Source organism: Leptolyngbya sp. CCNP1308 (genome assembly GCF_034932455.1).
GTDB lineage: Bacteria > Cyanobacteriota > Cyanobacteriia > Phormidesmidales > Phormidesmidaceae > Nodosilinea.
In genome coordinates, this window is record NZ_JAYGIH010000075.1 from 325,801 (window position 1) to 348,259 (window position 22,459).

General features: G+C 56.9%; 21 protein-coding genes. 10 read left to right on the plus strand and 11 right to left on the minus strand.

Annotated elements, in window-relative coordinates:
- Positions 1 to 491 precede the first annotated feature (491 nt).
- Complete coding sequence (locus VB780_RS21705) at positions 492 to 719, plus strand: hypothetical protein (protein WP_323353270.1); 228 nt, start codon at positions 492 to 494, stop codon at positions 717 to 719.
- 211 nt (positions 720 to 930) lie between these two features.
- Positions 931 to 1,899 carry a GUN4 domain-containing protein gene (locus VB780_RS21710; protein ID WP_323353271.1) on the plus strand — a complete coding sequence of 323 codons (969 nt, stop codon included), beginning with the start codon at positions 931 to 933 and terminating at the stop codon, positions 1,897 to 1,899.
- Between the two features lie 236 nt (positions 1,900 to 2,135).
- Here the strand turns inward: VB780_RS21710 and VB780_RS21715 are convergent, their stop codons facing one another.
- The 4 genes from VB780_RS21715 to VB780_RS21730 all read right to left on the minus strand — a co-directional run bounded on the left by VB780_RS21715 (position 2,136) and on the right by VB780_RS21730 (position 5,893).
- On the minus strand, positions 2,136 to 2,471 hold the full coding sequence (locus VB780_RS21715; protein ID WP_323353272.1) for a DUF5615 family PIN-like protein: 336 nt from the start codon (positions 2,469 to 2,471) through the stop codon (positions 2,136 to 2,138).
- Positions 2,472 to 2,473: 2 nt separating this feature from the next.
- Complete coding sequence (locus VB780_RS21720) at positions 2,474 to 2,794, minus strand: DUF433 domain-containing protein (protein ID WP_416349253.1); 321 nt, start codon at positions 2,792 to 2,794, stop codon at positions 2,474 to 2,476.
- Between the two features lie 100 nt (positions 2,795 to 2,894).
- Positions 2,895 to 4,403, minus strand: a complete 1,509-nt coding sequence (locus tag VB780_RS21725; RefSeq protein ID WP_323353274.1) for a hydroxysqualene dehydroxylase — start codon at positions 4,401 to 4,403, stop codon at positions 2,895 to 2,897.
- A gap of 47 nt (positions 4,404 to 4,450) precedes the next feature.
- The gene (locus VB780_RS21730; protein ID WP_323353275.1) at positions 4,451 to 5,893 is read right to left on the minus strand and encodes a mechanosensitive ion channel family protein; all 1,443 of its coding nucleotides are present in this window, start codon (positions 5,891 to 5,893) and stop codon (positions 4,451 to 4,453) included.
- 46 nt (positions 5,894 to 5,939) lie between these two features.
- Here VB780_RS21730 and VB780_RS21735 point away from each other — a divergent pair, with 46 nt between their 5' ends.
- Positions 5,940 to 6,680: a TspO/MBR family protein gene (locus VB780_RS21735; protein ID WP_323353276.1), complete on the plus strand. Its 741-nt coding sequence runs from the start codon at positions 5,940 to 5,942 to the stop codon at positions 6,678 to 6,680.
- Between the two features lie 50 nt (positions 6,681 to 6,730).
- On the opposite strand, the gene VB780_RS21740 is transcribed toward VB780_RS21735, so the two are convergent.
- From VB780_RS21740 to VB780_RS21755, 4 genes are all read right to left on the minus strand, one after another.
- A complete protein-coding gene (locus VB780_RS21740) occupies positions 6,731 to 6,961 on the minus strand; it encodes a hypothetical protein (protein WP_323353277.1) in 231 nt (76 codons plus the stop codon).
- A complete protein-coding gene (locus VB780_RS21745) occupies positions 6,942 to 7,205 on the minus strand; it encodes a hypothetical protein (RefSeq protein ID WP_323353278.1) in 264 nt (87 codons plus the stop codon). Before VB780_RS21745 ends, VB780_RS21740 begins: the two co-directional genes overlap by 20 nt.
- Positions 7,206 to 7,389: 184 nt before the next feature.
- Positions 7,390 to 8,232 (minus strand): hypothetical protein, encoded by an 843-nt coding sequence (locus VB780_RS21750; protein ID WP_323353279.1) that lies wholly within the window; start codon positions 8,230 to 8,232, stop codon positions 7,390 to 7,392.
- Between the two features lie 156 nt (positions 8,233 to 8,388).
- Positions 8,389 to 9,309: a metal-dependent phosphohydrolase gene (locus tag VB780_RS21755; RefSeq protein WP_323353280.1), complete on the minus strand. Its 921-nt coding sequence runs from the start codon at positions 9,307 to 9,309 to the stop codon at positions 8,389 to 8,391.
- Between the two features lie 459 nt (positions 9,310 to 9,768).
- Between VB780_RS21755 and VB780_RS21760 the strand changes: the two genes are divergently transcribed.
- Positions 9,769 to 10,374 carry a hypothetical protein gene (locus VB780_RS21760; protein WP_323353281.1) on the plus strand — a complete coding sequence of 202 codons (606 nt, stop codon included), beginning with the start codon at positions 9,769 to 9,771 and terminating at the stop codon, positions 10,372 to 10,374.
- A gap of 412 nt (positions 10,375 to 10,786) precedes the next feature.
- Entirely contained in the window at positions 10,787 to 14,683 is a 3,897-nt protein-coding gene (locus tag VB780_RS21765; RefSeq protein ID WP_323353282.1) for a PAS domain-containing protein, read from the plus strand.
- A gap of 318 nt (positions 14,684 to 15,001) precedes the next feature.
- Here VB780_RS21765 and VB780_RS21770 read toward each other — a convergent pair whose 3' ends face one another.
- The gene (locus tag VB780_RS21770) at positions 15,002 to 16,648 is read right to left on the minus strand and encodes an alpha-amylase family protein (RefSeq protein ID WP_323353283.1); all 1,647 of its coding nucleotides are present in this window, start codon (positions 16,646 to 16,648) and stop codon (positions 15,002 to 15,004) included.
- A 155-nt stretch (positions 16,649 to 16,803) separates the two neighbouring features.
- Positions 16,804 to 17,763 carry a TIGR03885 family FMN-dependent LLM class oxidoreductase gene (locus VB780_RS21775; RefSeq protein ID WP_323353284.1) on the minus strand — a complete coding sequence of 320 codons (960 nt, stop codon included), beginning with the start codon at positions 17,761 to 17,763 and terminating at the stop codon, positions 16,804 to 16,806.
- Positions 17,764 to 17,996: 233 nt separating this feature from the next.
- Here VB780_RS21775 and VB780_RS21780 point away from each other — a divergent pair, with 233 nt between their 5' ends.
- The 3 genes from VB780_RS21780 (at position 17,997) to VB780_RS21790 (ending at position 21,332) form a co-directional block, all read left to right on the plus strand.
- Positions 17,997 to 19,325, plus strand: coding sequence for a histidine phosphatase family protein (locus VB780_RS21780; protein WP_323353293.1), 1,329 nt, complete (start codon positions 17,997 to 17,999; stop codon positions 19,323 to 19,325).
- Positions 19,322 to 20,620 carry a dihydroorotase gene (locus tag VB780_RS21785; RefSeq protein WP_323353285.1) on the plus strand — a complete coding sequence of 433 codons (1,299 nt, stop codon included), beginning with the start codon at positions 19,322 to 19,324 and terminating at the stop codon, positions 20,618 to 20,620. The genes VB780_RS21780 and VB780_RS21785 overlap by 4 nt, the downstream gene beginning before the upstream one ends.
- Before the next feature lie 436 nt (positions 20,621 to 21,056).
- Positions 21,057 to 21,332, plus strand: coding sequence for a DUF2442 domain-containing protein (locus VB780_RS21790; protein WP_323353286.1), 276 nt, complete (start codon positions 21,057 to 21,059; stop codon positions 21,330 to 21,332).
- A gap of 128 nt (positions 21,333 to 21,460) precedes the next feature.
- Here VB780_RS21790 and VB780_RS21795 read toward each other — a convergent pair whose 3' ends face one another.
- Positions 21,461 to 21,826 (minus strand): hypothetical protein, encoded by a 366-nt coding sequence (locus tag VB780_RS21795; RefSeq protein WP_323353287.1) that lies wholly within the window; start codon positions 21,824 to 21,826, stop codon positions 21,461 to 21,463.
- A gap of 101 nt (positions 21,827 to 21,927) precedes the next feature.
- Here VB780_RS21795 and VB780_RS21800 point away from each other — a divergent pair, with 101 nt between their 5' ends.
- Together VB780_RS21800 and VB780_RS21805 are read left to right on the plus strand one after the other, a co-directional pair.
- Complete coding sequence (locus VB780_RS21800) at positions 21,928 to 22,101, plus strand: hypothetical protein (protein ID WP_323353288.1); 174 nt, start codon at positions 21,928 to 21,930, stop codon at positions 22,099 to 22,101.
- Between the two features lie 93 nt (positions 22,102 to 22,194).
- A partial coding sequence (locus VB780_RS21805; RefSeq protein WP_323353289.1) for a transposase occupies positions 22,195 to 22,459 on the plus strand: 265 nt, incomplete at its 3' end.

Sequence of the window (22,459 nt, forward strand, 5' to 3'; positions counted from 1 at the left end):
AGGCCCGGAGATTACTGGACTAAGCTCAGAGACTACCCGGCTAAGCTCGGAGATTACTCGGCTAAGCTCGGAGACTGCTGGACTAGGCTCAGAGACTACTCGGCTAAGCTCAGAGACTACTCAGCTAAGCTCGGAGATTACTCGGCGCAGAATATGGTGAGCTGAGGCTCAGAGTGTAACAATTCTTACTTGTGTTGGGCGATGCGATCGCTTAAATTATTCGGCTATAGCTGTGTGCGTGCAGCTTGTCTTCCCAAAAATTTGGTTAAGCGCCACTGGAAGGTGTGGGGACACCAACCAGCGGCTAACCCCGTCGACAGGTACTGCTGTCTCGGAGGCTAAGGTGATTTTACCTGGCCGTCCTGAACTGCACATGTCTGGGGCGGCCAAGTTTTTGGGATTCCTACCCTTTCGTTGAAGGAATCCCGATTATGTTGTGTTTGACTCGTCAAGATCTCCGAGTTCTTCAAGAACTCGGAGATCTGAATCCCTTGAGCCTGACGACACCTAGCCCCCAGCCGGGGCGCGAGCGACTGCGCCACCTGGTGATTGGCTCAACCGATGGGGTGCAGGGAGCCATCAATCACCTGCACCTGCTGCAATACGCCGAGCGGTTAGAGTGGAGCCGATTGTTTACTATTCCAGAGTCGGGGATTTTGATCACCCCAGAGCAGGGCGAGGTGTTTAGCTACCTGCTGAGGTATCGACAGTTGGGTTAAAAGACCTATCCCCGCCTCCCATAGCTGATGTTGCCAACGCTCCTGCGTTGATACCACTCCCCCGACGCTCCAGCGTCTTTCAGTCCAGGACGCTGGAGCGCCACCGGGGCATTCCCACGCAGAGTGTAGGAATGATCGCACGAAGACAGGGCTAGCAATTCGGGCTAAACTCTGAGTAGGCAAGGGCTAACGCCAGCGGGGCAAGCGATCGATGACCGAGCAGCAGTTTGACGTTTTCTTGGCCCACAGCAGCAAAGACAAACCGCTAATTCGCCGCATTTATCGCAAACTAGCAGATTTGGGCATTCGCCCCTGGCTTGACGAAGAAGAAATTGCCCCTGGCACCACATTTCAAAGCGAGATTCAGCAGGCAATTGGGCGTATCAAGTCGGCAGCAATTTTCTTTGGACCAGATGGGCTGGGGCGTTGGCAGGCGCTAGAGCTAAAATCTTTTATCAGTCAATGCGTGCGACGTGGTGTACCTGTTATTCCGGTGCTGCTGCCAGGAGTTGAGGAAATTCCAGAAGAACTCATTTTTTTGCAAGAGTTTCATGCCGTCTCGTTTCAAGACAGCATCGAAGACGAAAGAGCGCTATTTTCTCTGGAGTGGGGCATCACCCAGCGCAAGCCCACCCGACAGTACAGCGCTTCTCAAGTATTGGGCAATGCCTATGCTGTACCGCCCCCTACTTCAGAAGATGACCTAAGTTCTGAAAGAGGAATTGACTACCAAAACCTTCGCAACTTATTAAAAGCCGGGAAGTGGCGTGAGGCAGATCAGGAAACCTATCGGTTGATGATCATCACCGTCGGTAAAAAGGAAGGGCAGTGGTTTGACCGCAAAGATTTAGAAAAATTTCCCTGTGAAGATCTGCGGACTCTTGATCAGCTTTGGGTGAAGTACAGCAACGGCAAATTTGGCTTTGGCGTGCAGAAACAAATTTATGTGGAGACAGGCAACCTGCTCGATGGCGAGTACCATGAAGAGAATTGGAAAGCCTTTTGCGATTGTGTTGGCTGGCGTAAAGGCGGCAAATACCTGGTCTACTCAGACCTAAAAGCAAATTCCTCTTTATCCCCTACAGGAGAATTTCCGAGGTTTTGTAGAGGTATGAATTTCGTGATTTCGTTAGATTGTTTCTCTTCTCTCGCGCAGAGACTTGTATACTGTTGCAGGTAAGCGCTTCAGCCCGATCCAAACGTTTTATTGCGGCCTCCTTTGGTACCTGTTTCTGGTCATTTCAGAGATCCCTTACCTGGCACCAGCAGTACCAGCCGTAGGGTGCATTCGCGAAGCAATGCACCAAAATCTGTGAATTGAGAGACTACACGTGAACGGTGCATTATGGCCAATGGAGCGATCTGGCTTTTGCCAGGTAAGATCTAAGCCACGAATGCACCCTACAGTTGACCGTCTTAACGCTTGGTAATGCGTATCAACTCACCCGTAAGTACCTCATAATTGCTCAGCGTTTGGTGGATGGTTGCAGCAAAGCCATCCCAATCCAAATTTTTAGAGCAAACAACAATACCTGCATGGTCTGGGTTTTGTTGATGAAGTCGAATAAAGTCGCGACGATTCTGAGAAATAACGGCTCGATTACCAGCTGTTGCAAAAGCTAAAACCTGATCATCAGGAATGCGTTGATTAGCTTGTCCAGCCGTTTGAGCCGTTAGTACGTCATATCCTAACGCCCTCAATCTTTGCACTACAGGCAACGGAAACTGCTCATCAGCATAGAGGCGCAGCACGCTTATGCTGCCTCATTCTGCTGAATCGCGAGTTCAATCTCGGCAGCATGGGCTTCGGCATACTGCCACGCATGGGCTAAATTTGTCGCAGTCAATTGCGGGTAAGCTTCCAAAATTTTGGCATCAGAGGCACCCAAACGGCGATATTGCACCAAATCCCAAACAGGAATGCGAGTGCCGGTAATGCAAGCATCGCCCCCAACAATTCCTGGCGTTTTTTCAACCCCAGGCCAAACGTTGCCCAGGGTTTGCACCAAAAGCCGAACAACTTCAGCCTTCTCCTCTGGGGTGAGGGCCAGTAGATGGGTTCGCAGCTCATCCAACGTCATTGGCTTGATTAGTCCCTGCGTCACTCCTAAATTCTAAGACCTATTTAGCGGCTACCTTCCCACTTCCACAGAGAGCAGCAATGCTCACCACTCACTACGGTAGCCAAAAGCTCGGCAACCCCTGCAATCCCTGCCTTACCAAGCGATTGACCGATCGCATCACCTGAATATGCGGCTCGTCAGGTATCACCGGCAAAATCTCCGCAGGCTGTCCCTGCCCCAAGGTCGCAATCACCCGGTTCGCCGCCTCCAGCCCTGTCACGTAAGCCTTCTCCTGAGACCAAGAGCCGTGGCGGGTAACAATCCAATCGCCCGCCATAAACAGGTTGTCGAAGCTGGTAGTGGTGGGCAGCAGGTAGCGGTAGCTGCCGGGGGCAAAGTGCGTCACCCCCTGGGGGATGCGTACCACAGCGTGATCGATGATCTTGGCTTCCCCAAAGGCAGGGATGCACCCAGCCAAATCCTGCTGCACCTGCTTGAGCACCTGGTCGTCATCTAGCGCCAAGAGCTGGTTAGCGTGGTAGTAGTCTGCCTCAACCACGGTGCCCGGTTCGTCGCGGTACTCGTCGTGCAGGGCGTTGAGGTCAAAGAACGTCCACCCCGTGGTGGGGTGAAAGCCAAAGCAAGCGTTGGAGGGCAGGGGAATGTTGACTTTGCGATCGAGCCAGAGGCGGGTAGCGAGAACGTCAACGGCTCCCAAATTGCGAATATCGCTAAATTCCTGGCGACCCCTCAGCTGCGGCGACTGCTCCACAATTTTCTTCAGCCCGCTGATGCCCACGGCAAACACCACCGCATCGGCCTCAAACACCTCGTCGCCGCACACCACCGCCGTCACACGGCTATTCTCCACCGTCACATCCGACACGCGGTGATTGGCCAAAATCTTGCCCCCCGCCCGCTCGATCGCCTCCGTCCAGGGCCGAAAGATCTGCGCCCCCACCGTGCCCCGGCACCAGCGCACGTCAAAGTCAGGCTGGTGAGCCAGGATGAAGTAGTAGAGCATCCCCAGCGCCGCCGCCGCCGAGCACTGCTCCCCAGGGGCAAACAGGCCCACCAACAGCATCGGCTCAAAGGATTCGTGGTAGAGCCGGGCCGATACGCCGTACTGGCGAAACAGCTCGCGGGCGGTGATGCGATCGTACTTTTGCCAGGCTTCGTCAGAGTTGTCGAAGTCGATTAGCGCTTGCAGCAGGGGGAGGGCCGAGAGGCGATCGACCAGCGGCAGACGCTTGAAGTCGGTGTAGAGAAACGTGCCCAGGGGCGTCGGCAGATAGGGCTGGGCCTGAAACAGCGGCGACTCGACCTCTAGCCCCTGGGGCGAATACTGGGCCGATCGCGTCCATTCGGTAAAGGGCTGAATGCCCAGGTGATCCGTCAGGGCAAAAATGTTGCGGTAGGGGTACCAAAACCCGTGGATGCCCGCTTCGACGGCGCGGCCCTGGGGCGTTTGCCAGCCCGCCACCAGGCCACCGGGGTAAGCTCCGGCTTCCAACAGCGTGACGGCATAGCCCTGGCGGGCCAAATGATAGGCAGAGCCCAATCCCGCCCAGCCTGCGCCCACGACAACTACCCGCTTATGCTCTGTCTGTTCTGTTGTCATGGTAGCTCCGTCGCCTAGACCTGCTCTCTTACTCTAAGCGACTGCCCTCACTCAGGCCGGGTTTCTGACGGCTCGGCGATCGCCTCGGCATTGGCAATGGCGAGGTCGGCGATCTTGCGATCGCGAAAGGTCAGCGTATAAATCTCGGTGGGCATATCGATTCCGGCGGCTTGCAGCGCCTCTTTAATCGCCTGGGAGGCCGCCGAAGTCACCTGCAAAAACGACTGACGGCGAGAGTTGACCCAAAACAGCACCTCCAGATTGACGGTGCTGGCTGCCAGCTCATGTACCAAAATCAGCGGCGGCGGGTCTTTCTCTACCCCCTCTACCTGGGTAACGGCCTCGGTGATCACCTGCCGGGCGGCGGTGATGTTGTCTTCGTAGTCAATGCCCACGATCACATCGCTGCGCCGCACCGGAGATTCGGTATTGTTGACAATGCTGCTCTGAAACACCTTTTGATTGGGAATATACACCAGCCGCCCGTCGTAGGTGCGCATGGTAGTTGCCCGCAGCTGAATCTGCACTACGGTGCCTTCGTAGCTGCCAATTACCACCTGGTCGCTAATGCGAAAGGGGCGCGCCGCCAGCAAAATGACCCCAGAAATGTAGTTGCTGAGCACGTCTTTGAGGCTAAAACCAATCGCCACGCTGGTCAGCCCCAGGGTGCCAAGCAGGGTGGTAAAGTTGAGACCCAAAACTCCCAGGGCCACAATGCTGCCGATCACCCAAACGCCGCCGTAGCACAGCCGCCCAATCAAAATCTCGGTGCTGCGATCGCCCTCGGTTTGCTCGGCCCACAGCAACCCTACCCGCCGCACCCCCAGAGCCACAATCCAGGTCAGACCCACCAACACGATCGCCCCCATCAGCGACGGCAGCAGCACAATCGTGTCATCGACTAGCTGCCGCGCCGTGCCGTCTAGCCGTTGCAGTACGTCAATCGCTAAGTTGGGCTGGGCCAGCACCTGGTTGAGTTGGTCGGCCCACTGCTGGGCCAGTTCTTCCACGGTCAGGCCAAAATCGGTGGCGTCCTGCTGGGTGACGGTCATCAGCACCCGGTTGTTCACCGTCAGCAGGGCAATCTGGCGGTCTTCGTCCACCTGCACGGTGACGGCACCCAGTTCTTGCGCCTGGCTCAGCAGCCCGCCAATGCGGCGGTTGATGATTGCCGCGCGATCGCTGGCACTCAACCCCGGCAAGCTGCCTATCTGAAATACCGGCTGGCCGCGCACCAGCACATCGGCAAAGAATACCGCGTCTTCGGTCGGCTCTGGGGCAGCTGGGGCGGGGCCGGGTAGGGCCGGTGCTGGCGCAGGTTCTGCGGGGCTAGCCTCCTCCTCCTGCGCCTGAAGCCCAGCCCCAGGAAGCAGCAGGATGACCACCAGGAGTATGCCCCCTGCCCGCGATCGCCAAATCCGCTGAAAAATGCTGACCTCCCGCTGGTTAAACCGTCTCAACAGTTTAGGATCAAGATCAGACCAAGACACCTGCCCAACGGCCAGTCCATCGTTTTAAATCACTATTTGCAGCCCGATGAACCGTAAAAAACTTGTGAAAAACGGCGTCAATACGGTGATGGGGGTCAACGAAGCCACCCGCGACACCACCATCCACACCGATTTAGCCAATCCCCAGTGGGACAAGAAAGCCACGTTGACCTATCTGGGGGCGACGATCGCCCAGATAGCCGCGATGACCGGGCTGCTGTGGGGCATGGATGTGGCCTTTAGGTACTTCGAGCTGGGTGCCTTAGCGCCTTGGGCCACGACGGCGATCGCCTGCGCGTTTTTTGCCTTTGTGACGCTGCGATCGCGCCTCTTCTCTCTGCTCGACAACACTCGCAACAGCGGTCGTTACACCTCGCTCCAGCGTCCCGGCTGGGCACCACCGCCGCTGGCCTTCCCCATTGTGTGGATGAGTATTGCGGTGCTGCGGGTGATTTCGGCCTATCTGGTGTGGTCGGCGATGGGGCAAACCTTTTTGAGCTGGCCGCTGATTCTCTACGTGGCGCACCTCAGCCTGGGCGACACCTGGAACACGATTTTTACGGTAGAAGGTCGCTTGGGGACCGCCGTGCCGATGGTGATTGTGGGGCCGCTGCTGTCGGTAGCGGTGGTCACGGTCGGCTATTTTCAGGTGGTGCCATTGGCGGGATGGATTATTTTGCCGTCGCTGGTGTGGCTGGCGATCGCCACCGCCCTCTGCATCAGCCTGTGGCGCTTAAATGGCCAGGAACCTCTGTATCCCGTGGTATCGGCATCCCACGGCTCGTAGCAAAGCGTGTGATTCCGTGCTTCTGAACAACCCCCAAGTAGAGTAGAAAACTAATCCACGTGATAAGCAGTGATAGCAATTTTGCCGTCTGGGCTATAAATAGCTTCGACTCGTCTGTGTTGTAGATGGCTCCACCAAGCCTTGATGCGGTTGCCTTGAGCGGGAGCTGAACCCACCCGTTGATAGCCTTCGTCTAAAAGCAAGGCTTCAAATTTTTCGACGGGCAGTATTTTCGAAGTGATTTGTGGAATCCCGTCCAGCTTATGTTTGTCGAGGGTCATAGTCACCCTGATAGGTGCTGAAAATGCGATAGCCCGGTAAGACGATCGCAACACCCGCATCACTGTGGATGGTACCTGGATAGTCTTTCTCTGGCAAACTGCCGCCCAGGCGCAACTTAATTGGCCCTAGCCAGAGGTAAAACCCAGGAATAAGGCAGTCAAGACTGTAGGCGATCGCCTTCAATGGCAGATCAGGGCTGTCGGGATGCGCAGCAGGCTGTGGTTGAGAATCGTCAGTCAACATAGCGTTGGCCCGAATACTAAACGCTTAATTCCAGTCTATATCTATCGACATGCCATGGGGCCATAGGGTGCGATCGCATTGATTCTCACCTCTCACTACGATGTCAAATAGAAAATCCTTGAGGACGCAGCACCCTACGCCCTCAAGGATTGGCAAACCAGACGGCGTGCCGCCGATTGCAAGGCTATTGTGCCTCAGCCGTCAGCTCGCTCCAGGCCTGCACCACGGCTTGCAGCGCCGGAGGGGCATCGTCAATGGCCAGGTCAATGTAGGTGGTTTCGTAGTGCATAGCCGACAGCTGCACCGTGGGGTAATCGGCAAAGGCGGCGTCGGTTATGTACCGCAGGCGGTTGAGGTTAGGGAATCGCTGATCGGCTAAAACCTGCTCAAAGGCCGCTACTTGCTCAGCCGAGAGCTGCCGTTCTGACACCACCTTACCGTTCTCTCTCTGCACCAGCCGCCCGTCGGTTAGCAGCACGGTCTCAAACTGGGTGCCAATTAAGCTGCCCGACTCGACCGAGCGAAAGATGTGGGCTTCGGGCTCTACTTCCGGCTCCGACATCACTGGCGGAATAAAGTCGGGAATCAGACCGTTGCGGCTAATGGCCGTGGGGTTTTGCACCATGCCCTGGCCATCTTGGCGGGCATGGTAGACCCAGCTTTGATCGCCATCGGTGATAACGAGGCGCAGCCCCGCAATGGCGATCATGGTGCAGAACTGGTCGGGCTCATAGATGCCCATGCAGCCATCCCAGGTGGCGGTTTCGGCGGCGGCAATGCGCAGGTCAGCGACGGGGCGATCGACCTCGGCGGCAGCGGTTTGGAGGATGCGATCGCGCACCTCCGGCGTCAGCAGGTCATCGACCGTCGCATCTTCCCAGTTCTCGGCGATGGGCTCTAGGGCGGGGCGGGGTTCGCTCTGCTCTCCAGGAACCATAGAACAGGCCATTGCCGCGCCTTGAAGGGCGATCGCACCCAGGGCCAGCAGCGCAATTAGAGACTTAGTTTTAAGCGGTAAGGGAGCCATAGACTTAACACTGATTAGCTTTGCCCCATTACCATAGCCAGCCCGCTTCAGCCCCAAGGCGTGGTTACAAAATCGGCTACGGGTTTTTCTTCAGCGGGCGAGCAGTGCAACCTGAAACCCCTTGAGCGCCCCCGATTTGGGCAGGCAAGCTGCGCCCTAGGAGCTATAGCCGAGGTTGTCGGTCAGACAAAAAGGCAAAACGTCTGGGCCGGTGGCCTGCTGTTTCACGCCCGTTGAGGCCGCATCTGACAACGACTGCTCTAGCTCCACCAGATACACGTTGGTAAACAGGCGGGCGATGACCTCGCGCCCCTGGGCCGTGACCGCCAAATACCGCAGTGCCGCTTGAATAAACGGATACACCACATACCAATAAAAGTGAGGATAGTTAGCCCGCAAATCGGCCACCGATTCATACCCCAGGGCGGCGTTGGTGCCGGTTTCCGCAAATTCGCAAAAGAGCGACGAGAGCTTCTTTAAATAGTCTGGATCGCTGAGCTGTCCCAGCAGATCGGCGGCCCGGCACAGCCCCGGCAAATCGTTGGTGGTTTGATATTTAGCCCCAGGCGGAACCGGGAACCGGGTATGTTCGATGCAGGCTACTACGGTATCAAGGTCGATCAGGGGCTGTTCGGCCAAACGATGGCGCACAAACCGCTGCCCTCGGCCCACGTGGTAGGGGGTCAAACTGGCATCCGTAGAGCGAGAGGTCAACGTTACCCAGTTGTCTTCTTGCCCGGTGATGAAGTGGTTAATAGAGCCATCATCGCCAGGGCAAATGCCCCTCACGTAGCCGATGTCATGGCAGAGCAGGGCCACCATAACATTGAGCCAGTCTTGGGGGGTTAGGTCGTGGTGTTGTAGATAGCGCCCCTCTAAAATTGTCTGCCCTACCAGCATCACTTGCAGCGTGTGGTCAGCATTGTGGTAGGGAGCATCAGTCACTTCTAGGTAGGGCATGATCTCGTTTGCCACAGTAGCAAAAGACTGCCAATAGCCCAGGGCTGTACAGCCAAACATGGCGCTGTAGCTCTTCCAAAGATGGCCTTCTATAGACTTGAAAAGATTTTGAGACATGGTTTCCCTCCGCTAATCCAATGCAATGCTGAACCGAGTCGAATGGGCACCCAGGAAGAGAGAACACAACCACAGTGTTCTGGTCGTGAGCAATTTAATCAACCATAAAAACTCACCACTAAAGTCAAGAATTTTGAGCATAGTTTTGGCTAAATAAACTGGCGGTAAAAATGAATAGTTGCTGCAAACCTCTTAAAACACCAGGGTTTCTCTCAATTTCTCAGCATTAGTCTGAGCCTCTAACCAGTTGTGGGTAAAGCCTAACGAAATTTATGGAGACTAAGTGTGATTTTCGTGAATTTATAAACCCGTATTATCACGCTTGAATGTGATCTGGATCAGCTTTGGGTGCCGCTGGCAGGTCTAAACTAATGCATAAATTTCAGTCTCTCATGCCCCTTTGCTTTGCCATCTCATAAGGAGAGAATTCTTTTTCATGCCGCTCAAGAGGTATCCGCAATGCAAGATCGATCGAGTATAATTAACCCCGAAGAAATTACGCCTCATGCGGCTCTTGTGCTTGTTGATAATGCTCTTTTGCAGGCCGTAGGGCAACGCCTCAACGATTTGGAAAGCAGTATATTTCTCGGTTCTTGGGAAGGCAAAACCTACGACGAAATCTATCCCTCTAACCCTGAATACATTGAAAAATCGGTGGGCTATAAGCTTTGGAAAAAGCTGTCGATCGCCCTGGGGGAGAAGGTTAGCAAAAAGCGCATTCGGGGCGCGGTGATGCGCCGCTATCGAGATTTGGGGCAAGACCTGGGGGGTGCCCCCGGCGCGGCTGAAGCGCTGGCTAAAGAGGCCAAATATGCCGTTATCTGGCAGAGAGAGGCCGCTTTGAAGGATGAAGCGGTGATTCAGACCTTGAGCGATGGCCTCAAAGATTTGGGCTACCGAGTGCGCTGCGGCGTTAGCAGTCGCCCTCTAGGGTTTGAGTCTCAGCCACCCAAACCGTTGGTCGGGCTGGCTGAGACTCAGTATGACGATGTGCTGGTGATTACGTTTTCAGATCAAGACGCTGCCCCTGACGAAACAGCCTCGTCGATTGGCGTTGGCGATTGAGGCTGTGATGGGGGAACTTGGCCATGGGCTGCCTCCCATTAAAGAGCAAGGCCAGCCGCGCCACAACCTGTTCCACGACAGCGCCACTAGGGGATGATGCTCTACGTATTTCTTCCCTTAGACATATTCCTGTCGTGCTGGTAGACACTATAAGATTCGTTCAATAATCTGCGGATTTGCCTGCCTGCGAGGTTTACGGCTTGTTCTAGGGTTGTGCTTGGCTCGGTTGCCGGGGGCTCTTGGGGCGATTTGCGCAGCCTAAGGTCTGCGGCATTCCAAAAACGGGAAACGGGGATTGGACTCGGAAGGGGCATTCCTTCGCCAATTGCCCATTGCAGAGGGGCGAATTCAAGGTTTGAACTATTGTCTTGCTATGACACCCCCCGAGCGGACAGTTCTATTGGTCACTAGGTTGCCTGGGCAATCCGATCGCTATGGGCAAATGCTGCGGTATGAGCCGACTGCCTGCTATCGGGTCGTCGAAGTGCTTGGCGATGGGCAGATGGCTAGCCGATACCAGCCTGCCCAGATCGATGGGGTGCTGATTGAGGCTGACGGCAACGCTGACGGTCTAGAGGGGCATGGCCTAGACCTGCTTCAGCAGCTGCAAGAACTGTGGGGAACCCCTTGTCCGCCCGCCATTGTGATTGGTGAAGACGATCTCAAAACGGCGGTGGCGGCCTTCAAGGCCGGGGCGGCTGACTATTTGGTGAAAGATCAGCTCACTCCAGAGGGACTGGGTTTGGCGCTGGAAGCGGCGATGTCTGGAGGAAGCGCAGGGCGAATTGCCCCCGTACTGAGGAAAACCCAGGTAGAAGCGGCGATCGCGGCACCTCCCCAATCGCCCCCTGGAGCGCTGGTAGACGCCCTGCCCCACATGGTGTGGATGGCCGATCGCACCGGGGCCGTCTACTACTGGAACCAATGCTGGTATGCGTACACCGGGTTGAGCCCCGCTGACTCGGCGGGGCTGGCCGGAGCTAGCTGCGTTCATCCTCAGGAGTATGGCCCCACCCTAGACAGGTGGGCCGAAGCCACTGCCGCAGGCCAACCCTTTGAAATTGAGCACCGCATTCGCCGTCACGATGGCGTTTACCGCTGGTTTATGAATCGGGGCGTACCGACGCGCGATCGCACCGGGCAGATCACCGGCTGGGTGGGCACCGTCGTTGATATCGACGAGCACAAGCGGCTAGAGGAGCGCTTTCAACTGGTGGTGCAGGCGGTAAACGGGCTGGTGTTTGACGCCAGCGAGGTCAGCCTAGATGGGGACGATTGCGTCTACCGCTCTGAGCAGCTGTTCGATCTAATTGGGGTGCCTGTCAACGAAGCCTCGCCCACTTCTCGGTGGTGGGAAGATCGCATCCATCCCGACGATCGCGCGCGGTTGCGCCACCGCATGGAGGAACTGTTCGCCAGCTCTAGCCAGCTCTACGAGTCAGACTACCGAGTGCGCCACCAGGATGGCCGCTGGGTCGATGTCTGGGAGCGGGGCTGCCTGGTGCGCGACGAGCAGGGGCGGGTGATGCGCGTGGTGGGCTCTACGGTCGATATCAGCCAGCAGCAGGCGGCGCTGCGCGATCGCAACCGGGCCGAGCTGCGGCTGCAAAAGGCCCACATTCAGCTCGAAGCCGCCCTGGCCGCTGGCTCGGTCTACACCTGGTGCTGGAATGTTTTAGAGAATCGGGTGGTGGCCAACCGCAGCTTTGCCCAACTGGTGGGCCTCGACCCCGAGCGCGTTGCCGCCGGGGTGCGCCTGGAGAAATTTATCAACATCATTCATGCCGACGACCAGGCGCGGGTGGCGGCGGCCATTGACCAGGCGATCGCCACCGGAGAGAGCTGCGCCACCGAGTTTCGTATTGGCAAGCCCCAGGGAGAAGAGCGCTGGGTGATTGCGCGCGGGCGGGCCGAGTACGACAGCCAGGGCCGAGCCGTGGCCTTCCCTGGGGCGCTGGCCGACATTAGCGATCGCAAACAGGCCGAGCTGCGGCTGCAAGAGAATGAAGAGCGCTTTCGCACCCTGGCCGACAACATCTCGCAATTTACCTGGATGACCGACGCCACCGGGTGGATTTTTTGGTACAACCAGCGGTGGTTTGACTACACCGGCACCACCTTCGACGCCATGCAGGGCTGGGGCTGGCAGCAGGTGCACCACCCCGACCACCTCGATCGCGTGGTCAGCAAGTTTCGGCACTGCCTGGCAACCGGCGAAACCTGGGAAGACACCTTTCCCCTGCGTAGCAAAGACGGCACCTACCGCTGGTTTCTCTCCCGCGCCATTCCGGTGCGCGACGAGCAGGGCCGGGTGGTGCGCTGGTTTGGCACCAACACCGACATCACCGATCTGCGGCAGACCGAGCTGACCCTGCAACAGACTACCGAGCGCCTCAACATTGCCCTCAAAAGTGCGCCCATCAGCCTGTTTAACCAGGATCTTGACCTGCGCTACACCTGGATCTACAACCCCACCCAAGACTTGTCCGTAGAGCAGGTGATTGGCCAGAGCGACGAAGATCTCGCATCGCCCGAGACTGCTGCCCGCCTCACCCACCTCAAGCGTCAGGTGATCGCCACCGGCATTGGCCTGCGCGAAGAGGTCAAGGTGGTGACCAATGGCCAGACCGCCTATTACGATCTGACCATCGACCCGATTCACGATGCCCAAAACGCCATCGTTGGCGTCACCTGCGCCGCTGTGGATATCAGCGAAAGAATCTACATTGCCACCGAACACCAGCAGGCCGAACTTGCCCTTCAGGAGAGCGAAGACTGTCTGCGGATGGCGATTGAGTCGGCCCGCATGGGCATTTGGGACTGGAACCTGACGACCAATAGGCTCACCTGGGATGCGGGCTGCAAAGCTATCTTTGGTCTGTCGCCCGAGGCCGACAGCAGCGTTGAGCGGTTTTACGAGGGGCTGCATCCCGACGATCGCGATCGCCTGCAATTGGTCATCGCAGACTCTCTAACCGTGGCTAGCGGCGGCAGCTACGATGTCGAATACCGCGTCATCGGCATTCAAGACCGGGTAGAGCGGTGGGTGAGGGCCAAGGGACAGACCTATTTTGACCGCGACGACACGCCCCTGCGTTTTATCGGCACCGTGCTAGACATTACCCAGCAAAAACAGGCCGAAGCCGCCCGCGAACAGCTGCTGCGCCAAGAGCAGGCCGCCCGCGAAGCGGCTGAGCGAGCCAACCGCATCAAAGACGAGTTTTTAGCGATTTTATCCCACGAGCTGAGGTCGCCCCTCAACCCAATTTTGGGCTGGGCCAAGCTGCTGCAAACCAAAAAACTCGATGCCGCCAAAACCACCCGCGCCCTAGAAACGATTGAGCGCAATGCCAAGCTGCAAACCCAGCTGATCGACGACCTGTTGGATATCGCCAAGATTTTGCGCGGCAAACTTAAGATCGAACCCGCCTCGGTCGATCCGGTGTTTGTGATCGAGTCGGCGATCGAAACCGTTCAGGCCGCCGCCGATGCCAAGGCGATTCGCATTGAGAGCGACCTGCCCGACATTGGGTTGATTCAGGGCGATGGGGCGCGCATTCAGCAAATCGTCTGGAATCTGCTGACCAACGCCATCAAATTTACCCCCGAGCAGGGCCAGATTACGATTCAGCTGGCTCAGGTAGACCGCTGGGCTCAGCTCAAGGTCACCGACACTGGCCGAGGCATTTGTCCAAAATTTCTGCCGCATATTTTTGACTCCTTTCGCCAGGCCGATACCTCGATTACCCGGCAGTTTGGGGGCCTGGGTCTGGGGCTGGCAATCGTCCGCTACCTGGCGGAAGCCCACGGCGGCACCATTGCCGCCGACAGCCCCGGCGAGGGGCAGGGGGCCACGTTTACCGTGAGCCTGCCGCTGATGAGCGATCGCCCCAGCCAGCGAGTAGCCGCGATTTTGCCCAGCCAGATCGATCTGGCTGGGGTGCGGGTCATCGCGGTGGATGACAACCCCGACGGGCTGGCCCTGCTGACCCTGCTGCTGGGCGAGTATGGGGCCGAGGTGGTGGGTCTTGAGTCTGCGGCCGAGGTGCTCACCACCTTGGCCAAATTCAAACCCCACGTGCTGGTCAGCGACATCGGCATGCCCGAGATGGATGGCTACGCGCTGATTCAGCAGATTCGCGCTTTGCCCCCCGAGCAGGGGGGGCTGGTACCGGCGATCGCCCTCACCGCCTACGTGCGCGAAGAAGACTCTCAAAAAGCAATCGACAGCGGCTTTCAGCGGCACCTGGCCAAGCCGATCGAGCCCGATACCATCGCTCGGGCCGTGGCCCAACTGATGCAACGTTAACTCTTTGAGCTAGGGTGACGTGACCGAGTGCATCGGCAGGTTGGAAGGTCGCCCGCTCTAATCAGACCTACGGCTCATAGACATCTCTTTTTTGCTGAGGCCCCGTTACGATCCCCCAGATTTACCCTGCCCGAGTTCCTCAATAAAGCCCCCTTACGTAAAGGGGGCAGTCTTCCTCAAAAAGGGTTTCACTATCCCCCTTTTGCAGATATTGGATCAACTGCCCCCTTTTATAGATGCTTGCGGCTTCCCGCAGGGTAGGGGGTAGGGGGGGGCAACCAATCCCAATATCGCCGTGCATTTGTGTGCAAGCGATAGCTACTCCGACGGATGCCCCACCTGAAACCAGCGGTAGCCGTACCCAGGCAGGGGAATATCGTAGGCAGAATCTGAGACTACATCCTCCGGCTGATCTTCAAATAGATCGATCAGGCATTTGCCCACGTCATCCTTCAGCATTAGCGACGCCTTGCAGTCGGATTGACTGAAATTGTGCACCGCGATCACCGCGTTGCCTTGCCACTCGCAGCGGTGGGCCAAAACGCTGTCGTGGTTGGTGTCTAAAAATTGCGGCTGGCCCCAGCCAAACTCTGGGCATTCCTTGCGCAGGCGAATCGCCCGCTCCATCCAGTTCAGCAGTGAGCCAGAATTGCGCTGCTGGGTAGTGACATTTACCTGTTTGTAGCCATAGTCGCCGGAGTCAATCACCGGCAAAACCAGCTGGTCGGCGGGCGCTGTAGAAAACCCGCCATTGGGGGCCGTTGACCACTGCATGGGGGTGCGGGCGGGCTGGCGTTCATCTAGCGACAGGTCGTCTCCCATGCCCAGCTCTTCGCCGTAGTTGACTACAGGGGTGCCGGGCAGGGTGAACAGCAGGCTGTAGGTGAGCTTGAGCCGTTGCAGATTGCCGTCGAGCAGCGGCGCAAACCGACGGCGAATGCCGCGATCAAAGATCCACATGGTGTCGCGATCGGGGGCAAAGGCCGCCGCAATTTCATCCTGCTGGTCGTCGGAAAGTTTATCTAGACTTAGCTCATCGTGGTTGCGCACAAAATTGGCCCACTGCCCGGTGGGCGGCGAGGGGGGCAACTCTTTAAAGGCCTGAGCCAGGGGGGCCGCCGATTCGCGGGCGAGGGCCAACAGAAGGTGTTGATTGCCCCAAAAATTGAACAACATCTGCATGCGATCGCCGCCGCCGAAGTAGTCAGGCAGTTTTTCCAGAGATTCATTGGCCTCGGCCAGCAAAATGGCATCTCCCCGCCGCCAAGAGAGAAAATCGCGCAGTTCGTTGAGGTAGATAAAGGGGTCTTCGACCCGTTCAAACACGTTGTCGGCCTGGGTCAGCTCAATTAAGAAGGGGGCGGCGTCAATGCGAAACCCAGACACCCCCAATTCTAGCCAAAAACCCATAATCTTTTTGATTTCGGTTCTGACCTCAGGGTTGGTGATGTTTAGGTCAGCCTGGTGATTATAAAATCTGTGGGCGTAGTAAGCACCTACTTCAGGCCGATACGTCCAAGTCGATTCTTGCCGCCCCGGAAAAACGATGCCTTCCTCGATGTTTTCAGGTTCTTGCTTTGACCAAAAATAGTAGTCAAAATACTTCGATTTTTTGTCTTTGATGGCCGCCTGAAACCAAGGGTGCTGGTCGGAAGTATGGTTGACCACCAGATCGACCAAGATGCGAATGCCCCGCTCTCTGGCCTGGCGGGCAAACTCAACAAAATCGCCCAGCGAACCCAGCCGCGAGTCAACGGTGTAGTAATCCATCACGTCGTAGCCGTTGTCTTTGTTGGGTGATGGGTAAAAAGGCATCAGCCAAACGCAGGTAATCCCAAGGCCAGATATGTAGTCTAGGCGCTGGGTTAGCCCAATAAAGTCGCCCACGCCGTCGCCGTTGCCATCCATGTAGGTTTCTACATCGAGACAGTACAGAACTGCGTTTTTGTACCAAAGATCTAGCATAATAAACCTATATGAATCGGCGTATCGGGAAAGAGCGAAAATAAAAGAGAAAAATAGGAATATCTGACAGTCTTAGAGGATTTCTGGGAAGAGATATACCAGCTTGAATTTAGCGGCTGCAACCATTTTAGGGTGGGCACCGCCCACCATTTTAACTATTTTAGAAACGGCAAGACCTTCTCGCCAAAGACCTCAATAAACTGCTGCTGCTCTCGATTGACGTTGTGCAGAGAAATGGTCTCAAAGCCCAGTTCTACATCCCGTCGCAACCACTCAATATGCTGCTGGGGGTCAGCCGAAATGCGCACATGTTGGTACATATCTTCTGGCTTGACAAAGGTAGCAGCGGCATCGAACTGGCTAGGAACCCTAAAATCGGCCAGCACCTGGCTTTCAAAAATATTGGTGCGCCACTGGTCGTAGGCGCCTTGCAGGGCCGTTTCTTGATCGGGGTCGTAGGAGAGTTGCACCTTGAGGTACATGGGTTTGTGCTCACCGCCGCCGCGCCGAAAGGCCTCGACCACCTGCTGCAGTTTGTCGTGGGGGTGAGAAATAGTAATTAAGCCATCGGCCCAGCTGCCTACCCACTCGGCGGTTTTAGGGGTAATGGCGGCTCCCATAATGCGGGGCGGGTTGGCGGGGCGAGTGTAGAGTTTGGCCTCTTCTACTTGGATTAAGCCGTGGTGGGTAACGGTTTCGCCAGCCCAGAGGGTGCGCATGACATCCACACATTCTTTGAGGCGGGCGTTGCGCTGGGCTTTGATTGGCCAGGGCTGGCCGGTAATGGCTTCGTTCATGGCCTGGCCGCTGCCGAGGGCTACCCAAAAGCGATCGCAAAACATCTCCCCCAAAGTCGCTGCCGCCTGGGCAATGATGGCGGGATGGTAGCGCTGGCCGGGGGCACACACCACGCCAAAGGGCAGCGAGGTCGCCTGCATAGCGGCCCCTAGCCAAGACCAGGCAAAGCCGCATTCTCCCTGGCGATCGCTCCAGGGATGAAAGTGGTCAGAAGACGTAATGGCATTAAAGCCAGCCTGCTCTGCCTGCTGCGCCCAGCCCAGCAGCGCACTGGGGGCAAACTGCTCGTGGGAGGCGTGATAGCCAAATTGCACCATAGTTTATGCCCTGAGCGGTGTCTCTCGGGCCGGTTCAGCCCAAGATCTATGCCCCCCAGTGTGGCAAGGCCAAAGTTATGCCACATCTATCGAATGCGGTAGTTCGAGGGGGAGATGAGGCCAGGTGCGCCTGCCAAGTGCTCGACGCGGCTGCGGCGCGGTTCCCCAACAGGGTAAAATCTGACGTTGATTGAGCAACTTGAGAGGACAGACCCCTGAAAACCCGCGTTGTTATCGTTCGTCACGGGCAGAGCACCTACAACCAGCTCAAGCGCATCCAAGGCCACTGCGATGAGTCAGAGCTGACCCCCGAGGGCGAGGCCCAGGCGCTCCAGGTGGGCCAGGCATTGGTGGGCATTCCCTTCGACGGGGTGTGGGCCAGCCCTCTCAAACGCGCTCGCAAAACCGCTGAGATTATTGCCGCCGAGCTGCAAGGCCTGACCCCCACCTTTACCGACGACCTCAAAGAAATCAGCCTGCCCCTGTGGGAAGGCATGGCCTTTAGCGACGCTGAAGGCCAGTATCCCGAAGCCTTTCACCAGTGGCGCACCGACCCGGCCAACCTGGTGATGGCGGTGCCCCAGGCCGATGGCACCGCGATCGAGTTTTACCCAATTCGCGAGCTGTATCAGCAGGCAGCGAGGTTTTGGCAGGGTTTGCTGGCCGAGCACGCGGGCAAAACCCTTTTAGTCGTCGCCCACAGCGCCATCAACCGAGCGCTGATTAGCACCGCCATTGGGCTGGGGCCAGAGTATTTCAACAATTTGCACCAGGCCAATTGCAGCATAAGCGTGCTGAACTTTACCGCTGGCTGGGGCAGCCCGGTACAGGTCGAGGCCATGAACCTGACCAGCCATATGGGGGCACCGCTGCCCGAAATGCGGCGCGGCCACAAAGGCCCCCGCCTGCTGCTGGTGCGCCACGGCGAAACTGAGTGGAACCGCCAGGGCCGCTTTCAGGGCCAGATCGATGTGCCCCTCAACGACAACGGCCGCGCCCAGGGCGCTAAGGCGGCAGAGTTTCTCAAACCGGTGGCGATCGACGCGGCCTACACCAGCTTTATGGCGCGACCCAAAGAAACGGCGGAAATCATTCTGCAGCACCATCCAGGGCTAACGCTGCATTCGGTGAATGAGCTGCGAGAGATTAGCCACGGCGAATGGGAAGGGCTTTACGAGTCTGAGATTGAGAGCAACTATCCGGGGATGCTGGAGCAGTGGCAGAGCCAGCCCGAAACCGTGCAAATGCCGGGGGGCGAAAACCTGGAGCAGGTGTGGCTGCGATCGATCGCTGCCTGGAAGGAAATCGTCGCGGCCCACAGCGGCGGCGACACTGTGCAGACCGTCCTGGTGGTGGCCCACGATGCGGTGAACAAGGCGCTGCTCTGCCATATGCTGGGCATGGGGCCAGAGTTTTTCTGGCGGTTTAAGCAGGGCAACGGTGCAGTGAGCGTGATCGACTACCCCAACGGCATCGACAGCGCCCCGGTGCTGGTCACGGCCAATATCACCATTCACCTGTCGGGCAGCGTGCTCGATAAGACCGCAGCGGGGGCACTGTGACGGAGGTTTCGGCAACTGGGGTGCAGCTGATTCAGCAGGTGCGGTTGCTGGATGCGGTGACCCAGACTGATCAGCTTGCCGATGTGCTGGTGCAGGACGGTGTGGTGACAGAAATCGCTCCGTCAATTACCGTCATCCCCGCCAGTGCCGAGATGATTCAGGGCCAGGGGAAGGTCTTGCTGCCGGGTCTGGTGGATCTCTATAGCCACTCGGGGGAACCGGGCCACGAGCCGAGGGAAGCCCTGGAGTCGCTGCTGGCAGCGGGGCAGGCGGGCGGCTTTACCCGACTGGGCATTTTGCCAAATACTGAGCCTGCGATCGACCATCCGGCGATGGTAGACAAGCTGCTGGCTCGACACGACTCCATTGCGCGCACCAATTCGTCTCTGCCTCACCTGTACCCCTGGGGTGCGCTGACCCAGGGTGCCCAGGGTCAGCAGATGGTGGAGCTAGTGGAGCTGTCTGAGTCTGCGATCGCAGGCTTTGCCGACGGTCGAGCCATTCAAAATCCACTACTGGTGCAGCGGCTGTTGCAATACCTGCGACCCCTGGGCAAGCCGGTGGCGCTGTGGAGCTGCGATCGCACCCTGCGCGACAGCGGTGTAGCCCGCGAAGGCCCGTTTTCGCTGATCTACGGACTGGTGGGCGACCCGGCTAGCTCTGAAACGGCGGCTTTGGCTGCGCTGTTGGAATGTGTCGCCGAGGTGGGCACCCCCGTTCACTTGATGCGAATTTCTACCGGACGCGGGGTCGAACTGATTCGCCAGGCAAAGGAACGCGGGTTGCCCGTTACTGCCAGCACCACCTGGATGCACCTGCTGTGGAGCGCGAAGGATCTGCGCAGCTACGACCCCAACCTGCGGCTGTCGCCACCGTTGGGAAATCCTGAAGACCAGGCAGCGCTGATTGAGGGGGTGAAGAATGGGGTGGTGGATGCGATCGCGATCGACCATACTCCCCACACCTACGAAGACAAAACCGTGGGCTTTCCCTCTGCGCCCCCCGGCGCGATCGGCCTGGAGCTAGCGTTAGGGATTTTGTGGGATACCTTTGTCACCCAGGGCGACTGGTCACCGCTGACGCTGGTGCAGGCGCTGAGCACAAATCCTGCTGCTTGCTGGGGCCAAACCCCGCCGACTATTCAGCCCCAGCAGCCCGCCGAAATGATTTTGTTTGACCCCGGCACTACCTGGACGGTTACGCGGTCAACGCTGCGATCGCTTTCGGCCAATACTCCCTGGCTGGGGAAAGCAATCCCCGGTCGCGTCCTGCGTACTTGGGTGCCGCCGCATTAGCCACCGATGCCCCGCGCATGAATTCCGCGCAGGCGGAAATGAAGAGTTGTGCCTAAAAACCTGGCTGCACTAACACTAAGCTCGACTTTATCCATTTGCTAGAACCCTTACACGGCGCTGGCTCTGGCAGGCCGGATTTTCTCTAGACTTTTCAGCATGTCAGTCAAATATGGCATGTCTGAAAAAGTTTGGCTATCCGACTGCGATCCAGGCACCGCCGAAAATGGCTCCAATTTCAAATGGATAAAGTCGAGCTAAGGGGATGTTTGAAAAGTCCTCTTTCTTGTAACAAAAGTGGAGATCACCCTAAACCCCCCCTAAAAAGTGGAATTTTAAACCCCCCTTTTTAAGGGGGCAGGGGGGATCAGCAGGGACTAAAGCTACAGCAAATCACTTTTCAAACGTCCTCTAAGGTAAATTTGGGTCGATAATCGCCATGAAATATCCCCGGATTCTTAAAGCTAGAGCAGTTGATGACTTTACATTGGTAGTGGAATTTACCAATCGAAAATCAAAAAAATACGACATCCATCAGCTTTTGAATATTCCGATGTTTTCTCCACTGCGACAACCGGCTTTCTTCAAGAACTTTGAAATTGCGGCAGGAGGCTACGGAATCGTGTGGAACGAAGAGGTTGATATTAGCGAATATGAGCTTTGGGAAAATGGTGTAGCTCTGGAGAGCGAGGAGTTAATTGGGGAGCACTTCTGAGTAATGAATAAATGGGTTGGTGGGCGGTGCCCACCCTACTTAAAAGGACGTATACGGTCTGCTACAGCCGTACACGTCCTCAATAAAACCGCCTAGGGATGGTGTTTGATTGGGCTGCTGCCTATTGTTTAGGCGACGTTCATAGTGTTGGCGGTGCGGCGAGCGCGCTTTTGGCGGTCAGATTTGCGGCGGCCTCCGGCCATTTCGTATTCGGAGCTGTCTTTGCCGTAGCGGACGCCGAAGCCGGAGAGCATGTGGTCAGAAAAATCCATGAGTTTGCGCTCGGCCATCAGCATGTCGTTGTAGACACCATCTACCATCGACAGCATGCGGTTGTAGGCCATGAGCTTTTCTTGCATGGTCTGAATGTGCTCTTCATAGGCTTCTATGGTGTAGCCGTTACCAAAATCGATAGTCCTGGTGACAGACTGCATACCGGCGAGGCGGCGATGGGCTTTTTCGAGCGCCGGGGAACTTCTCTTTTGTCTAGGCATTTGGGTATCTCCAAAATAAAAACGGTAAGACCAAGTTTTGCAGCAGCCGGGTAATGGATTTAGAAGTCTCAAGGGGCTTTTATAGTTACCCATAAAAGCTCATGGCTTACCGTTTCCAAGATGCATCCCTGGAGTTGCGTGGCTCAGTTGTTTATCCACTTTATGCGGCAAAAATGGGCGATCGCCCTAGTAGCTATTCGGAATTTATGATGTCTCAATTTGCTGTGCTCGGTCTCCGTAGCTACAGAGATTTAGGTCTAAAATTTAAGCAATAGCGACTAAGAGGGTGTTTGAAAAGTTAGGGCTTGAGTAAAAAAGCTCACTCCGTATAAGTTGCAGATGAATGTCAGCAATGCCGGAGTGAGACGATGAGTAAAGACTACCCCAGCAACCTAACCCGAGACCAGTACGAGCTTCTGAGTGATTTACTGCCTGCCGCCAAGCCTGGTGGACGACCCCGGAGCGTTGATTTGTGGGAGATTCTCAACGCCATCATGTATGTACTAGTCGAGGGGGTGCAATGGCGGGCCTTACCGGGAGACTTGCCGCCGTGGCAGACGGTGTACACCTACTTTCGAAACTGGCGTAAGGATGGCACCTGGATCGCCCTTCATGACCATCTGCGGGAATGGG

What these genes read in the sequence shown, in the direction of transcription:
- VB780_RS21710 (WP_323353271.1), top strand. Translation starts at nt 931, where the DNA reads ATGACCGAGCAGCAGTTTGACGTTTTCTTGGCCCACAGCAGCAAAGAC.
- VB780_RS21725 (WP_323353274.1), bottom strand. Translation starts at nt 4,403, where the DNA reads ATGACAACAGAACAGACAGAGCATAAGCGGGTAGTTGTCGTGGGCGCA.
- VB780_RS21735 (WP_323353276.1), top strand. Translation starts at nt 5,940, where the DNA reads ATGAACCGTAAAAAACTTGTGAAAAACGGCGTCAATACGGTGATGGGG.
- VB780_RS21740 (WP_323353277.1), bottom strand. Translation starts at nt 6,961, where the DNA reads ATGACCCTCGACAAACATAAGCTGGACGGGATTCCACAAATCACTTCG.
- VB780_RS21745 (WP_323353278.1), bottom strand. Translation starts at nt 7,205, where the DNA reads ATGTTGACTGACGATTCTCAACCACAGCCTGCTGCGCATCCCGACAGC.
- VB780_RS21750 (WP_323353279.1), bottom strand. Translation starts at nt 8,232, where the DNA reads ATGGCTCCCTTACCGCTTAAAACTAAGTCTCTAATTGCGCTGCTGGCC.
- VB780_RS21755 (WP_323353280.1), bottom strand. Translation starts at nt 9,309, where the DNA reads ATGTCTCAAAATCTTTTCAAGTCTATAGAAGGCCATCTTTGGAAGAGC.
- VB780_RS21760 (WP_323353281.1), top strand. Translation starts at nt 9,769, where the DNA reads ATGCAAGATCGATCGAGTATAATTAACCCCGAAGAAATTACGCCTCAT.
- VB780_RS21770 (WP_323353283.1), bottom strand. Translation starts at nt 16,648, where the DNA reads ATGCTAGATCTTTGGTACAAAAACGCAGTTCTGTACTGTCTCGATGTA.
- VB780_RS21775 (WP_323353284.1), bottom strand. Translation starts at nt 17,763, where the DNA reads ATGGTGCAATTTGGCTATCACGCCTCCCACGAGCAGTTTGCCCCCAGT.
- VB780_RS21790 (WP_323353286.1), top strand. Translation starts at nt 21,057, where the DNA reads ATGAAATATCCCCGGATTCTTAAAGCTAGAGCAGTTGATGACTTTACA.
- VB780_RS21795 (WP_323353287.1), bottom strand. Translation starts at nt 21,826, where the DNA reads ATGCCTAGACAAAAGAGAAGTTCCCCGGCGCTCGAAAAAGCCCATCGC.
- VB780_RS21800 (WP_323353288.1), top strand. Translation starts at nt 21,928, where the DNA reads ATGGCTTACCGTTTCCAAGATGCATCCCTGGAGTTGCGTGGCTCAGTT.